The sequence below is a fragment of the Bacillus cereus group sp. BceL291 genome (assembly GCF_051776705.1).
Lineage (GTDB): Bacteria > Bacillota > Bacilli > Bacillales > Bacillaceae_G > Bacillus_A > Bacillus_A cereus.
On sequence record NZ_JBPWAP010000026.1, the window covers coordinates 37,531 to 53,423 of the forward strand.

Consider the following 15,893-nt stretch of genomic DNA (forward strand, 5'->3'; position numbering starts at 1 on the left):
ACTGAACAGGAGCTTCAAATCATTCATCAACACTTAACGCCCTAACGATTCGTATTCGATTATGCTTTTTTCGTATCTACTACTTTAATATCTTCAGCATAAATCTTTTCTGCATAGTCTTTAATGTTTTTCCAGCTATCTTTCGCAATGTTTAAATCTTCTTTAATGAAAACAAGATCGTTTGGACTAATTGAATCCACATTTTGAAGTAAAGAATTGTATTTTGATCCCATTGTATACCATTGATTTGAAATGTTTTGCAACGCTGTAATTGCAGTATCAATCGTATTTGTTAAATACTCAGTTTGTGTTTTAATGTTCGTTAACCCAGCTACTTCTAATTGAGCAGTTGTAATTTGTCCAGTTATTTTTTGAATTTCAGCTTGTGCATTGTCAAGTTCTTTCTTCGCTAATACGATACCAGCTGTACCACCGCCTACAGCTGCTGCACCACCTGCAATTAATGCGACTCCTAGCGGTGTTCCTGCGCCCGTAGCAATAACTACTGCACCACCAATAATTGCAATTGGTCCTAGAGCTGTCGCAACAGATGAACCGATAATAATTGCATTATATTTACTAATTGCTTCATTGTACGTTGTAATTTGATTTTGCAGAAGTGGAATCCCTGCATCTTGACTAGCTAATATAGATGTAATTTGATTTGCATCACCCTTGAAGTTTTGCGTATCCGACGTCATTTTATTTCGGAATTTCTTTAAATCTTCTACTAACTGATCCACTTGCGCTTTATTTTCATTAATACTACTTGATAATCTAGTTAGGCCTTTCGTAAGAGTCGCTTTATCTTTTGCATCTACCGCAGCAACTAAAGTATCATAATAGTTTTGGAATTTCGTATTGTAGTTAATGATATTTTGATTCGTTGAAATAAGCTGTGGCTTTAATACATCTAACCATTGCTTCGCATTTCCTCTAGCTGTATCTTGGTGCTGAATCACTTTTCCTTTTAAAGCTGCATCAACAGTCGATACATTTCCAAAGTTAACATTACCTTGTTTAATAATTGTTAAAGCATACAGATCCATTACTAAAGCATTTGAACCTGTTCTTTCCATTGCATCTTTCAAGCCTTCTGGTCCTAATGAATATTCTTCATAGTCATTATAAGCTTTTGCTACCGCATGAACTGGAGCTTGTTTCACTGTACTTTCAGCTGCATACGTATGAGCCGGCATAATATTTCCTGCTGCAAATACTGCCATAAGTGCTGATAGAGCCATTACTTTATAAGGTTTTTTTGTCATTTTTCTTCTCTCCCTATATCGCTAATTATTTTTCTATTTAATGTACTTCAACGTTTGTAACGTAATCTTCAAATTGATTTGTTTGCTTATTCATTTCATCACTTACTTTTTTAATTTGATTAAAATGTTTTTGAAGTAAACTACTGTCTGTATACGTGCCTTCTTCAACATTTGTTTGAATTTGAATCATATTATTATTTAAAACTTTCCAATCCGTTAATAACGTTTCTAAAGTTGTAATTTGACGATCAATTAATTCTGTAAAGCTATTTACTTGATCTTCAACGAATGTAATTTGAGTCGCCTCTGCTTCAGTTTGTGATAACTTTTGAATAAGTGGCAATAACTCTTTTTGCTTTTGCTGAATGCGAAGAGCTGCTTCTCTCGTTTGACTATCTGCAGCATTTACAATTTCATTACTTAAAGTACCGATAGAAACAAAATCGATTGTTTTCGTTTGTGCAGTTTGATTTGTGATTGTAAATACTTGTTTACCGATATTAATAGAACCTTTAATAATTTCTTGAGGTCTATTCAAAATAGTAGTTAGTTCAGCTTGAATTTCCCCTTGAATTCTTTTAATATCTTCTCTTAATTTCACAATATCTCCACTTGATCCTTGCAGTGTTTTTATTGCTTCATCGGCTTTAATTGATAAATTGTTACTATCTTTGTCTAATACTGTTTTAAATCGATTTAACTCTAATAAATCTTGCTCCATACTCTCTTGGATGCTCTGTACTTGCAATTGTAATTTTCCATATGCACTCATAAAATCTGATTTTGCTTGCTGATCTTCATTTACGTTTCCTGCTAGTTCATAGAGCTTACTATAATAGCTATTAAATCTATTGCTGTATCTCATCATCTCTTGATTTAAGTCAATTAGCTTCGGATTATATTCATCAATCCACTCTCGTACATTCGCCTTTGCAAACTTTTGATGATTCGTTAAGCTACTCATCGCATTTACCTTAATGTCTGGCTGTTGCAAAATAATTAATCCGTATGCTTGAATAAGCGGTGATTGTGATCCTAACATTCTAATTGAGTTGGATAATGTATTTGGAGCAATTACATTTTGCGCATATACTGTTTTCACTTCCGTTTGCCCCTCCTTAGCGTAAGCGCTTACAGGAATGAAGCAACTCGTAGATACTGCTGTAACCAATAACCCTGTAATTAAAGTCTTTTTCACTTTAACTCCTCCTATGTATTAGCAACTATTACTATCGCATTTTATTATTCTATTTTCTTGCCCATAATTTGAGATGGTTAAAATAGAGAACGTTCTCAACGTGATCTATGTATGAACCACCTCTCTCGTATTGCTACAGTACTTACTTATCGTCACAAAACATTTCATTATTTTTCATATGTGTTTAGTATGAATAATATTGTATAAATTTTCTATTTCATCGAAATCCCCACATTCACACAGTGAATATATTGCATAAAAATATTATTCATTTTAAACTAAACAACATACGTAAATATGAAATTTCATTTTGTTTTCATATAAGTTTTGTACTGTAAGGTCATTTAAACACAGCTGTTTATATATCGTAAAGAAGTATTTTCATTCCCTTTATTTTCAAGCTTTCATGTCCTTATTTCAAAATATAATCCGATTCACTTTATCGATTGAAATATCTACATATCACAACAGAAAACACTACTTTCAAATAACCAATGAAGTTATATTAGTATAATTTTTAACCCCATATGCAATTATGCATAGCATATACACAAAAAGGATAGCTTCATTTTCGCGAAGCTATCCTTAAAAAATTTTCTTATTTTTTCAAATGATATGGAACTGTCGTAATAACAACATTTCTTTTATAAAGTAAATACGCACGTATAAGTAAACTGGATTGATTATGAAGAATGTTATGCCAACCTTTTTTCGGAATGAACTGTGGTATAACGACCGTAACACGGTAATTCGATTCACTTGCCTTATATTGCACTGTATCGATAAACTTCGTTAGCGGCTGAATAATACTTCTATAATGAGAATGTAATGTAACAAGCCTTACTTCAGGTTGCCACTTCTTCCATTTCTCCTCAAATTTCTTTTCCTCTTCTCTGTCAAAAGCAACATATACTGCGATAACTTGATCTGCCGAAAGCGATTTCGCATAGTTCAATGAATTTTCTACTACATGCGTCATACCTGCTACAGGAACGACAATTACATTCCCCTCAATTGGAATAAGAGGCTCGCAAGTTTTTAAACTTAATTGATCACCCACTGCATCATAATGCTTCTTAATTCGATGGAATAAGAAGATAATAACTGGTAAGAAAATAAGAATCGACCAAACTTGTGCAAATTTAGTTAAAAAGAACATGCTCATTACGATAAAACTAATAACTGCACCAATTAAATTAACCGTTAATCTTAAAGCCCATCCTTCAGGCTTTTCGCGAAGCCATTTTAATACCATCCCTGTTTGAGAAAGTGTAAATGGAATAAATACACCTACTGCATATAGTGGAATTAAATGTTCTGTTTGCCCTTGGAAAGCTACAATTAAAATAATCGAAGCAACTCCAAGTATAATAATACCGTTTGAGTAACCTAGGCGGTCTCCTCTAATCGTAAACATTCTCGGTATGAATTTATCTTTTGCAAGGTTAACCGCTAATAAAGGAAATGCAGAATAACCTGTATTAGCAGCAAGAATTAATATTAAAGCTGTTGTACCTTGTATGAAATAGTACATGAAATTACGTCCAAATGTTTGTTCAGCAATTTGAGAAACAACTGTTACTTCTTTACTCGGAGTCACTCCGTAATAATAAGCTAAAAATACAATTCCTGAAAATAACACAGCAAGTAATGCACCCATTGCAAGCAATGTTTTTGCAGCATTGTTTGGCCCAGGATCTTTAAAGTTCGGAATTGCATTTGAAATTGCTTCAACACCTGTTAAAGCAGAACTACCTGATGCAAATGCTCTTAGTAATAAAAATAAACTAATTCCTGCAACTGGTGTGCCAATCGGCGTATGTAAAGTAGGTGAAACTTGACCAGTTAAAATATTATATATACCTACACCAATTAATATAAATAGTGCTAAAACGAATAAATAAACAGGATATGCTAAAACGGACGCTGATTCCGTTACTCCTCTTAAATTTAATATCGTAATTAATATAACAAATATAACCGCAATAATTACGTTGTGTGCATGTAAGCTAGGAAACGCAGACGTAATTGCATCTGTACCAGCGGACACACTTACCGCAACAGTTAAAATATAGTCAACTAATAAAGATCCTCCAGCAATTAAGCCTGGATTCATCCCTAAATTTTCTTTTGATACAACATACGCTCCCCCGCCGTGCGGATAAGCAAAAATAATTTGACGATAAGATAAAATAAGGGCTGTCAATAATACTAATACCCCAACAGCGATCGGAATGGAATACCAATAAGCGATCGCTCCAACACCTGCTAAAGCAATTAAAATTTGCTCTGGACCGTAAGCAACTGATGACAATGCGTCAGAAGATAAAATAGCTAAAGCTTTCGTTTTATTAAGCTTTTGTTCTCCAAGCTCCGTTGATTTTAACGGTCTTCCAATTAAAAATCTTTTAATAGATGAAACCAATGCTGTCCACTCTCCAATAATTTTGTACGAACTTTTCTGCTTGTTACAGCCAGTAAACTATTTCCTCAGAAAGCAAAAAATGTCTACAAGCCATAGCGAAATAGACTTGTAGACATTATTTTTTTTGTCGCACAAGCTCCACCTTCCTTCTCAATATAACGCTTACGAGGTTAGCTGTCGGATTCGGGCCTATGAGTAGCCCTACCTTTTTTAAGGATTCACCCCATCGGATTATGTACTAATCCGCAAAAACGGGTCCCCCGTACCATGCGGTTTCAGCGATTTAGAAAATTGAAACTGTGGATTATAATACTCCTTTATTTTCAAAAAGTAAACAAAAATTTTTAATAAGAAAAAAATTAAAATGATTGTGCATAATCCACTGAGAAATATACATAATGAATACTAAAAAATCCACAAAGGAGACCCATATGTCTAAAGAAAAGAAGCCTATTTTTTCCGATTCATATTTAGATGCAGTAGCAAATGAAATTAATCAGTTATATGGTAAACGTGAACAGGAAATAAATTTGACAGATAGAACGAAAAGAAATAAATAATTTGTCATACAAAAAAATAAAAAAGATAGCAATACACTTATATATTGCTATCTTTTTTATTTTTTCATACATCTAATTCTATTACAGATCTGTTAAAGGTCATCTCTTCATACACCTTTAAATTTTGATATATAGTGCCTAATAATGGTGCCGCTATAGAAAATTGCTCTGCTACATCCAGTAAATATCCTTGCAAGTGCTTCCCTTCAATAAGCGAACCCTTCTCCATATCACGTTGCATCGATGACTTCATATCATACGAAATTTTATCAATCGTTTTCATATGTTCCTGGGCAATATTAACCTTTATTGGAGCTCCTAATACTCTCATGATTTGTACAGATTCCTCAAACACATTACGGATAAAATCACGGCCGCCTTCACTTTCACGGATTGGTCCAATTGGTGCACGCATTAACGTTGTCACACCGGACATTACAGTAATAAATAAATATTTATGCCACATATCTTGCGTAATATTTTCACTTAAAACAAAACTAGATTTCGTACCTGCAAATGCTTTAGAAATATGCTTTACTCTCTCTGAATTTTGAGACTTAATTTCTCCAAACACAAGTCTGTTGGCAGCGCTAGTTTGTACAATTTCTCCTTGATCGTTTAACGTCGTCTCGATAAAGCATAAACCGCCAATTACTTTTTCTTCGCCGAATTCTTTTTGTAATAGCGATAAATGAGCGATACCATTTAACAATGGAATGATTACAGTATTTTCGCCAACAAACGGCTTCAAATCTTGAATTGCCTCGTTTAAGTGATACGCTTTTGTTGAAAATAAAATGACATCAAATGGAGAAGTTCTCTCTTCTTTCGTTATTAATTTCGGTTGGAAAGAGAAATCCCCGTTAACACTTCGGATTACAAGTCCTCTTTCCTCTAATTGTTTTTTCCGTTTACTACGAACAAGAAATGTAACATCTTCTCCCTTTTCGACTAATCTACCACCAAAAAATCCTCCGACTCCACCAGCGCCTAATACTAAAATCCGCATACAGCATCCCCCTTTTCAAAATACAATTTTATAACTTTTAGTATACATAACATTATACATGTCCTCTGCTAAATAAGCTGAATTTTCACTCTCAATCGAGTATAAAACAGTGGTTATTTTCAAATAAATTTGGGCATGTTGTTTCTATAGCATATATGGAAAGGAAACAATGTAGATGGAGGCAATACAAGCAATTGAGGAAAAAGATGTAGCAACAGCTATATTTCAATTTATATTCCCGTTTTCGTTTAAAGCTGGATATGAACAAAATATGTTCCCTTTCTTACAAAAAAACGATTTCCGTCCTTTTCGGCTCGATCATCTCTATGATGAAAATACATATTATGGGGAGTTTAAAGTTTCACATCAAAATATGGAAGCATACTATCTTTCATTTACAAATAAAATTCTCTTTCCTCACTCAGAGCATCAAAAGGGCTTGCAACGTTATTCAAAGGACCTTAACTTAACTGGACATTTAACAACAAACCTTATTTCAATCCCATTCAAGATACACTCTATTGATGTAACACTTTGTCCTTATGAACTTGGCTTCTTAACAATTCGAACAGAAGTAAACACTGCTCCAAGCATGACTTTATCTGAAGCAATCGAATTCGCTGCTCGCTTCCGTGTACTTGAAACTAAAAATGATACAAATGAGACTATTTGTATTGAATGTAACGAAAAAAAGTATTCCCAAGTTGAAAAATTCATTTTTGGTTATTTATTTCATGGCGTAACTGATTTCTTTGAAAAGAAGAGATTAAGAAGTTCATACTTTCAAACCTTCCCTTTCTTCGAAGACCAAAGAATGTACGTCCAAACTTTATTGTCACTAAAAGAAGGTATGGAACTTAATGAAGTGGATGTTTATCGTACTTCTAGTCTTTCCGGATTAACAAGTGATGGTAAGCCATATGTGAGTGCAAATAACCTTCCTTACATTCATGACTATTTAAAAAAACACGCTTACCAGAGATGGGCTCCAAATCGTTATTTCATAATGGAAGAACATATTTTTACATGTGTAACAAATGAAGGAGAACGCGAAATCGCTAAACTTGCTAGTCAAATGTACGGAGAATTTTATTACGCTTTATTATTAAACCTATTCCATAAAATTGTTTTATTAAAAATGGCAAACGCCTATGCTGAGCTAAACATTGAACAAGATACTAATGAAATAGAGAAATTAATTTATTCGATCAATTCGTTCACTGCTAATTATTTTTCTTTAGAATTAGTATCCCAATCACAAAGTGAAGATATTTTCTTCCGCTTAAGAAAACTTTTTAATATTGAGGTTCTATACTCGAACGCGAAACAAAATCTTGATAGTTTGTTTAAATATCAAGAAAATGTCGCCTCTAAAAAAGATAGCCTTTTATTATTAATTTTAACGCTCTACTCTGTAGTGGGCCAAATGTTAGGGTTTACTATGATTGACCTTTTAAGAAACACCGATTCAAACAAAATATCGTCACCTCTTGAATTTTTCGCTCTATTAATCGCGATTAGCGGCATTGTCATTTCACTTATTTTAGGAGCCCAAAGTTTATACCAATGGGGTGTACAGCATAAACGAAGAAAAGCTTGGGTAAAACAAACTGTACTTTCTGCCGTTAAAGAGAAAGAAGATAAAAATTAAAGAAAGTTATTTTCAAATTCTTGGTGCGCTGCAGTAAGTGAAATTTTTATCAGCGATTTTCCGATTATATCGGCGCAACTCGAAATATATCAGCGATTTTATATATATATCGACTTACCGACAAAAACCGACAAATGACAGAACCGTATAATAAAAAAAGGGTGCTCCAAAATTAAACTTGGAGTACCCCTTTTACTATAAGAATTCAGTTTACTTCCCTGCTTCGATTTGCTCTAATGCAGCAGCTACTTGCTCTTCCGTTAATTCATGTTGTATTACGTAGCGGTTACGTGGACTTACACGACATTCATGAGAACATGCACGTAAATATTTCGCTTCGTTTTCTTCAGAACATAAGATTTTCTTATTACATTCTGGATTTGAACAGTTTACATAGCGCTCACAAGGTTCACCTGTAAAGTGGTCTTTACCAACGATAACATGTTCTTTTTGGTTTACTGGTACAGCGATACGCTCATCGAACACGTAACATTGTCCATCCCAAAGCTCACCTTGTACCTCTGGGTCTTTTCCGTACGTTACAATTCCGCCGTGAAGCTGACTTACATCTTCATAACCTTCACGAACTAACCAACCAGAAAACTTCTCACAACGAATTCCGCCTGTACAATAAGTTAAAATCTTTTTACCTTCAAGTACTTCTTTATTTTCACGAATCCAATCTGGTAATTCACGGAATGATTCGATATCAGGTTTAATCGCACCTTTGAAGTGACCTAAATCAAATTCATAATCATTTCGTGCATCAATGATAACTGTATCTTCTTGTTTCATTGCTTCATAAAAATCTTTTGGCTCTAAATACTTCCCAGTTATTTCGTGTGGGTTAATGTCATCTTCTAGACGAAGTGTAACTAACTCTGGACGAGGACGCACGTGCATTTTCTTGAATGCATGACCATCAGCTTCATCTATTTTAAATACGATGCCATCGAAACGTGGATCATTGTTCATTGCTTCCATGTATTTCTCTGTTTGTTCTACAGTTCCAGAACAAGTTCCGTTAATACCTTCTTTTGCTACAAGAATTCTTCCTTTTAATTCAAGTGAATTACAAAATGCTAAATGCTCTGCCGCGAATTCTTCTGGGTTTTCAATTGTTGTGTACATGTAATATAGTAATACTCTGTATGGTTTTGTAGTTGCCAATGTATTTCTACCACCTATCTAATTTTTTAAATCATGTATAAGTTAACGTTCATATCAAAACATATATAATAAGAAAATGAATCCCATTTTCTTTTCTTTATACTATTTTCTATCAGTTAACAAAAATAAAAAACAAGATTACACATCAAAACACTATGGTTATGTTGTAATCCCAATATATTATATATCATACAAATGCAATTCCATCAATTAATATGCTGTATTATCGGCTTTATGTTCACATAAATTTCAAAAACAGCCCTTTAATTCACTATGTTTTCCCATGTCATCACACCATAAACTCCCAATTCATTTTACATTATCACACCATCCATTGCGTAGAGGCATATAATTTGCATTAAGGAAACTTTCGTGTTCAAATGAAATTATCATATAACATATTTAAATGTATTGAAATAATGAGTAAGAATAAATACAATAATTTCATCAAGTTAACATTTTAAAGGGGAAAACTACTATGAATAAAGATATAACAAAAGATGAACATCTCCCTTCTGAAAGTACAACTGTACAATCAGCTCACTTAGCTTTAAGTGGAGAAACAAAAGGCTGGAAAAGACTGTTACCATTTTTAGGGCCCGCTTTTATCGCGTCCGTTGCTTATATTGATCCTGGCAACTTTGCTACAAATATCGCAGCTGGTTCACAATATGGATATTTATTATTATGGGTTATACTCGCTTCTAACTTAATGGCTGTATTAATCCAAACTTTATCAGCTAAATTAGGAATTGCTACAGGAAACAATTTACCCGAAATAGCTCGTGAAAACTTTCCAAAGCCTGTGTCTATCGGCTTATGGATACAAGGTGAACTAGTTATTATGGCTACAGATTTAGCGGAATTTATTGGAGCTGCTTTGGGGCTTTACTTACTATTTGGAATCCCGATGCTACCTGCCGCTTTAATTACTGCAGCCGGATCATTTATTATTCTTGAGTTTCAACGTAGAGGATTTCGTCCACTAGAAGCTATTATTACAGGAATGATTTTCATTGTAGTAATCGCTTTTGGGATTCAAGTTTTTTATGCAAAACCAGAATTAAGTCCCCTTCTTTCAGGACTATTTATTCCAAAATTCCAAGGTGTAGACAGTATATTACTTGCAGCAGGGATTTTAGGTGCAACAGTTATGCCGCATGCAATATACTTGCATTCTGCCTTAACACAACGCCGCGTGGTCGGCACAAATGACGAACAAAAGAAAAAGATTTTTCGTTTCGAATTTATCGATATTATTATTGCAATGGTTATTGCTGGAGCAATTAATGCAAGTATGTTAATTGTAGCAGCTGCACTATTTTTTAAAAACGGCTTGCACGTTGAAGATTTAGATGTTGCTTACACTCAATTTACCAATTTAGTAGGTCCTGTATCAGCTGCATTATTTGGAATTGGACTTTTATCAGCAGGACTATCTAGCTCTTCTGTCGGTACAATGTCGGGTGATATTATTATGCAAGGTTTCATTCGCATGCATATTCCGTTATACTTACGCCGATTTATTACAATGATTCCACCATTAGTTATTATCGCTTTAGGTGTAAATCCAACTTACGCTCTAGTCATGAGCCAAGTCGTCTTATCATTCGGTATTGCATTTGCGCTAGTACCACTTATTATGTTTACAAGTAACAAAAAGATTATGGGTGCACTCGTTAACCACCGTATAACAACATTTATCGCTTGGATAATTGCAGCACTCGTTATCATTTTAAATATCTTCTTACTGTATCAAACATTTGTAGGATAATGAAAAAGGGTATTCCAATTTTAATTTGGAATACCCTTTTTTCATTATTTGTATTAATCCTATAAAGTCTTTTTAAAATAAATTTTATAATCTATTTCCAGCCAATAACTTCCTTACACCTTGAATAATCTTTATTTTCAGATTAAATTATATAATAACAAATACATTCTATTTTCATGTGAAAAGGAGCGAAAATATGTTTCCTTTATTAAAAACTGAAAGACTCATTTTAAGAGAACTTACCGAAGAAGATGCACCGCGTATACTACAATGCTTTTCTAATACTAATGTACTGCGCTATTATGGCCAAAAACCGTTACAAGATGTTGATCAAGTGAAGCAAATCATTCATAATTTTAAGTTGAGTTACAATGCAAGAAGCGGTATAAAATGGGGAATCGAATTAAAAGACACGAAAGAACTCATTGGTACCATTGGTTTTCACGATTGGTCTTCTGAGCATAAACGAGCCAATATAAGTTATGCCTTTTTGCCTGAACACTGGGGAAAAGGATATGCGACTGAAGCTGTTTCTGAGGTTATATCATACGGTTTCCATACGATTCATTTAAAGCGGATTGGAGCAATTGTATTTCTTGAAAATGAAGCTTCCAATAAAGTACTATTAAAATTAGGCTTTGAAAAAGAAGGCGTTCTAAAAAATTATATGTATCAAGATGATGTCCCATATGATACGAATTTTTACGCTTTATTAAAATCGGTTTAATAGAATTCATGTGTAAAAAACCTTACTTTTAAAAAGTAAGGTTTTTTGTATTTATTCATTAGCAATATAAGCATTCTTATAAGTATAAATACCACCAAATTGATGCTTTTCAATTCCTTTTACATAATCCTTTTGTACATATGCTGAGCCAATATGATAAAGCGGCGCTACCGCAGCATCTTCTAATAATACCTGCTCGGCTTCTCGCAACGCTTCCCATCGGTTTTTCGTATCTAGTACAAAATCCGTTTTCGCTTTCTTTATTAATTCATCGTAATGAACATTAGAATAATTCATTTTATTATTCGGATTCCCTGTCGTAAATAACTCTAAATAACTAATTGGGTCTTTATAGTCAGGTCCCCAATTTGCCATAGTTATATCGTAATCACCTGTTTGTTCTAACTGTAATTTTTGCTTAAATGGCTGTTGTTTAATTTGTATCGCGATTCCTTGCAAATTCTTTTCTAAATCACCTTTTATATATTCTGCCATCCGTTTTGCATTATCTTGTTCAAACGTTAAAAACTCGAGGTTTACTTGCTCTACTTCAAGCTCTTTTTTCGCTTCTTTCCAAATCTTTTGCGCATTTTGCAAATCATATGAAGAAAGATCTCCGTTTTCTTTTCTAAAATCTTTACCGGTCACTTCATTTACATGACCAACTGGTACAAGCCCGCTTGCAGGTTTTGCTCCGTTATTAATAAAGTGAGCAACAAAATCATCTTTATTTAACGCTAATGAAATAGATTGACGCACTTTTTTATTTGCTAACGCGGTATTTTTTTCATTAAAACGAAGCATGGCAATTCCAGGATCACTCGACATATGTAATTCCTTATTCCCTCTATACTTGTCTACAATTTGCGAATTAATAGGTACTCGATCCAAATCTCCGGCTTCATATAAATTTACAGCTGTCATTGTATCCTTTACGATATGAAAGTTTATTTCGTCTAATTTCACTTTCTTTCGATCCCAATATGCAGCATTCTTCTTTAATTGAAACTCTTGTTCATGCTTCCATTTTTCTAATACAAATGGCCCGTTATATATGAGATTACTAGGTTCCAATGCATAATTGTTTCCTTGTTCTTTCAAAAATGATTCATGCTGTGGTAAGTATATAGGTAGTGCTAACAACTGTAAAAAATACGGAACTGGCTGTTCCAGTTCAACTTCTAACGTATAATTATTTATTGCTTTAACCCCAAGTTCATCAAGAGGCATTGTTCCCTTATTAATCTCTTTCGCATTTTTCACATAAAAGAGCATGTATGCATATTGAGATGCCGTTTCAGGGTTAATTGCACGTTTCCATGCAAATATAAAATCATTTGCTGTTACATTATCTCCATTTGACCATTTTGCATCTTTACGCAAGTTAAATGTATATTTCTTACCATCTTCACTTCTTTTAAACGATTTTGCTACTGCTGGAGTAGGCTGATCTTGATCATTTAATACATATAACCCTTCAAATATGTTTTGCATAACGTGTGCTGATGTACCATCCATCGTTTTCGCAGTGTCCAGAGAAGGAATTTCTTCTGATACTGTTACATTTAACACTTGTTTTTTAACCTCTGTATCACTTTTATTCGCTTTATTATTACAAGCTGTTAATAATAAAGATGTAACAAGTGCCATTACCATTAAATGGCTCTTTTTTCGCTTCATGAGTTGTTCTCCTTAAGTATAAAATATTATAAAGCGTTATATATTATAGCAGAAATATGAACAGAAAGATGCGACATTCTTTTGAATATTTATTCGTTCAAGAAAAAAGCTATCCTTTTAAAAGGATAGCTTTTTCAACTGCCACATAATTAGTTATCTTTGCAAACCTCGTTTATAACGACTTGCTTCAAATATAATACGCTCTTCATCTAACGTTTTACATTCGCCATTCCAAACGACACGTTTTCCGTTAATAATTACATCGCTTATATCTTTTCCACTAGCAGCATATACAAGGTGTGATAACACTTCATCCGCTGGTTGTAAATGAGGCTTATTAGACGGATCAATTGTAATGAAATCAGCACATTTTCCAATCTCAAGTGATCCTGTTTGTTTCATCCCGATTACTTCAGCAGCTCCTTTTGTCGCAAGTGTAAGAGCTGTTTCAACTGGTAAAGCTGTTGCATCTTGGTGAATACCTTTTTGTAGTAAAGTCGCTATGCGCATTTCTTCAAACATATCTAAATTATTGTTAGATGCAACACTATCTGTTGCAATTCCTACTTTTATTCCTGCTTCTAGCATCGCTTTTACATTCGCTATACCAGAACCTAGTTTTAAATTACTATTCGGATTATGAGCTACTCGAACGTCATTTTCTGCTAAAAATGCACACTCATCTTCATTTAATACTACACCGTGTGCAATAACTGTTGGGCGTTTAAACAATCCGCAGCTCGCTGCATATTCTACTGGACGTTTTCCATATTGTGCTTCAATATCACGTACTTCACGGTCTGTTTCAGAAAGATGGATATGAACCATCGTTTGATTCTCTACTGCAATCCGTGCGCACTCTTCTAACAATTCTGTACTACATGTATATGGACTATGTGGTGCAACCATCGTAGTTAACATGCCACTTTCGTTATAGTAACGCTTCACATATTTCTCAGCTTCTTCAATCGCTTTCTTTTCATCGTCTTTCGTTCCGAAGCTAAATAAAGTCCTTGAAACAGCAGCTCGCATCCCGCTCCTTGATACCGTTTCCATAATTGCGTCTTGATCTACTCCAATTGGATTAAACATGTCAGAGAATGATGTTGTACCACTTTTCACCATCTCAAGTAATCCTAATTCCGTACTAGCGACCGCAATTTGGGGAGTAAATTGACTTTCCAGTGGCCAAATTCTCGTCTCAAGCCACGGCTGTAATAACATATCATCGCCAATACCTCTTAGGAGACTCATTACAACGTGTGTATGTGTATTTACAAGCCCTGGTAAAACCCACTTTCCTTTCATATCAATTACTTCATCTACTTCAAAATCATTAGCGAATTCTCCGCTCTTTACATCTATAATTTGATCATTTTCTACAATGATATATCCATTTTCTATCACTTCGTTTTGTTCATTCATCGTTACAATTGTAGCGTTTACATAAGTTGTTTTCAAAAGTATTTCCCCTTTCAACTCTATGAAGTTCCCTTTAATAAGTTACCACCATTATAGTAACTTATTATAGATTAAGAGTCAAAAGATAATTTGAATTCTTTCGTTACTTTTTCCTTCAAAATGCTATATTGTTTTTCATTTGTATCTGCAAATGCTTCTTTCCGATTTGATTCCACATCCATATAATTCAATTTCCCATTGAATTGAGTCTCTGTAAAATCAAATCTCTGCCCATCTATAAAGTTATAAAAGTGCCATACCTCTCTTACTTTTGTCTTTTTAATTTCTCCTCCATATATGTCTTGAACGACTAGAGCCGTTACACCACACTGTCCCTTTGCTGGGTTTTCAATTGTCCACTTTGAACTCGTTTCAATCGACCACGATTTTATTAGTGCTTCATATATTCTTTTTTCCTTTACATCATCCATTCTAATCTTCCCCTACTATTAATAGTTTTACACATCATATTTCAAAAGAGGCAGTACACGACCCTTAAAGACAGTTGATGGTGTCTCTCCTATTAACTGTGCCCCCATTTTCAAGTAATATCCTTTTGCATTCGGATCACTATCAATCGTAAAACTTTTTAATCCTAGTTCATTGGCTTTTTCTATTACGTACTCCCAAAGTATTTTCCCGTAACCTTTTCCTTTGTAATCAGGATGAATGTACAAGAAATCGAGAGCTTTATCATTACGTAAAAATGAGAAAAAACCAATCTTCGCATTATCGTTTTCTAAAACATATACAAAATTATTTTTTATGTATTCTTCTGTAATTGTTAAATCTTCCTTACAAGCAAGTATGAATTCTTCACTATAATCCCACGTTGCTTTTGATTGTAGTGCGAATTCACTTAATTCATTTGCTTCACTTAATAACGCTTCTCTTATCTTCATGATTCTTTCTCCTCACCTTCGATATGTAAACTACTAAATTGATTCGGAAAGCACTTCAAAAAACCTTT

At 33.9% G+C, this 15,893-nt stretch carries 13 protein-coding genes and 1 riboswitch; of the genes, 4 read left to right on the plus strand and 9 right to left on the minus strand.

The features are described 5' to 3' along the window. Positions 1–59 precede the first annotated feature (59 nt). The 3 genes from nheB to ACS2CR_RS17470 form a co-directional block, all read right to left on the minus strand. Positions 60–1,268: a non-hemolytic enterotoxin NHE subunit B gene (nheB, locus tag ACS2CR_RS17460; protein ID WP_000162975.1), complete on the minus strand. Its 1,209-nt coding sequence runs from the start codon at positions 1,266–1,268 to the stop codon at positions 60–62. A gap of 37 nt (positions 1,269–1,305) precedes the next feature. Further along, complete coding sequence (gene nheA / locus ACS2CR_RS17465; RefSeq protein ID WP_000751824.1) at positions 1,306–2,466, minus strand: non-hemolytic enterotoxin NHE subunit A; 1,161 nt, start codon at positions 2,464–2,466, stop codon at positions 1,306–1,308. Positions 2,467–3,064: 598 nt separating this feature from the next. Continuing rightward, entirely contained in the window at positions 3,065–4,891 is a 1,827-nt protein-coding gene (locus ACS2CR_RS17470) for an APC family permease (RefSeq protein WP_053514137.1), read from the minus strand. Positions 4,892–5,035: 144 nt separating this feature from the next. Next, positions 5,036–5,182, minus strand: a riboswitch (cyclic di-AMP (ydaO/yuaA leader). 140 nt (positions 5,183–5,322) lie between these two features. Here ACS2CR_RS17470 and ACS2CR_RS17475 point away from each other — a divergent pair. Next, positions 5,323–5,451: a hypothetical protein gene (locus ACS2CR_RS17475; protein WP_000031873.1), complete on the plus strand. Its 129-nt coding sequence runs from the start codon at positions 5,323–5,325 to the stop codon at positions 5,449–5,451. Positions 5,452–5,515: 64 nt separating this feature from the next. Here ACS2CR_RS17475 and panE read toward each other — a convergent pair whose 3' ends face one another. Continuing rightward, positions 5,516–6,460, minus strand: coding sequence for a 2-dehydropantoate 2-reductase (gene panE / locus ACS2CR_RS17480; protein WP_088066200.1), 945 nt, complete (start codon positions 6,458–6,460; stop codon positions 5,516–5,518). 175 nt (positions 6,461–6,635) lie between these two features. On the opposite strand from panE, the gene ACS2CR_RS17485 reads away from it, so the two are divergent. Beyond that, positions 6,636–8,111, plus strand: a complete 1,476-nt coding sequence (locus tag ACS2CR_RS17485) for a hypothetical protein (RefSeq protein WP_053514139.1) — start codon at positions 6,636–6,638, stop codon at positions 8,109–8,111. A 210-nt stretch (positions 8,112–8,321) separates the two neighbouring features. On the opposite strand, the gene trhO is transcribed toward ACS2CR_RS17485, so the two are convergent. Next, a complete protein-coding gene (trhO, locus tag ACS2CR_RS17490) occupies positions 8,322–9,281 on the minus strand; it encodes an oxygen-dependent tRNA uridine(34) hydroxylase TrhO (RefSeq protein WP_000246214.1) in 960 nt (319 codons plus the stop codon). A 478-nt stretch (positions 9,282–9,759) separates the two neighbouring features. Between trhO and ACS2CR_RS17495 the strand changes: the two genes are divergently transcribed. Further along, positions 9,760–11,055 carry an Nramp family divalent metal transporter gene (locus tag ACS2CR_RS17495; protein ID WP_053514140.1) on the plus strand — a complete coding sequence of 432 codons (1,296 nt, stop codon included), beginning with the start codon at positions 9,760–9,762 and terminating at the stop codon, positions 11,053–11,055. A 196-nt stretch (positions 11,056–11,251) separates the two neighbouring features. Beyond that, positions 11,252–11,782 carry a GNAT family N-acetyltransferase gene (locus ACS2CR_RS17500; protein WP_053514141.1) on the plus strand — a complete coding sequence of 177 codons (531 nt, stop codon included), beginning with the start codon at positions 11,252–11,254 and terminating at the stop codon, positions 11,780–11,782. Between the two features lie 51 nt (positions 11,783–11,833). Here the strand turns inward: ACS2CR_RS17500 and ACS2CR_RS17505 are convergent, their stop codons facing one another. The 4 genes from ACS2CR_RS17505 to ACS2CR_RS17520 form a co-directional block, all read right to left on the minus strand. Further along, complete coding sequence (locus ACS2CR_RS17505; RefSeq protein ID WP_053514142.1) at positions 11,834–13,462, minus strand: peptide ABC transporter substrate-binding protein; 1,629 nt, start codon at positions 13,460–13,462, stop codon at positions 11,834–11,836. Positions 13,463–13,615: 153 nt separating this feature from the next. Next, a complete protein-coding gene (locus ACS2CR_RS17510) occupies positions 13,616–14,941 on the minus strand; it encodes a bifunctional S-methyl-5'-thioadenosine deaminase/S-adenosylhomocysteine deaminase (RefSeq protein WP_140159942.1) in 1,326 nt (441 codons plus the stop codon). Positions 14,942–14,994: 53 nt separating this feature from the next. Next, on the minus strand, positions 14,995–15,354 hold the full coding sequence (locus ACS2CR_RS17515; protein WP_000342912.1) for a YunG family protein: 360 nt from the start codon (positions 15,352–15,354) through the stop codon (positions 14,995–14,997). A 27-nt stretch (positions 15,355–15,381) separates the two neighbouring features. Then, positions 15,382–15,825, minus strand: coding sequence for a GNAT family N-acetyltransferase (locus ACS2CR_RS17520; protein WP_000701894.1), 444 nt, complete (start codon positions 15,823–15,825; stop codon positions 15,382–15,384). Between the last annotated feature and the right edge of the window lie 68 nt (positions 15,826–15,893).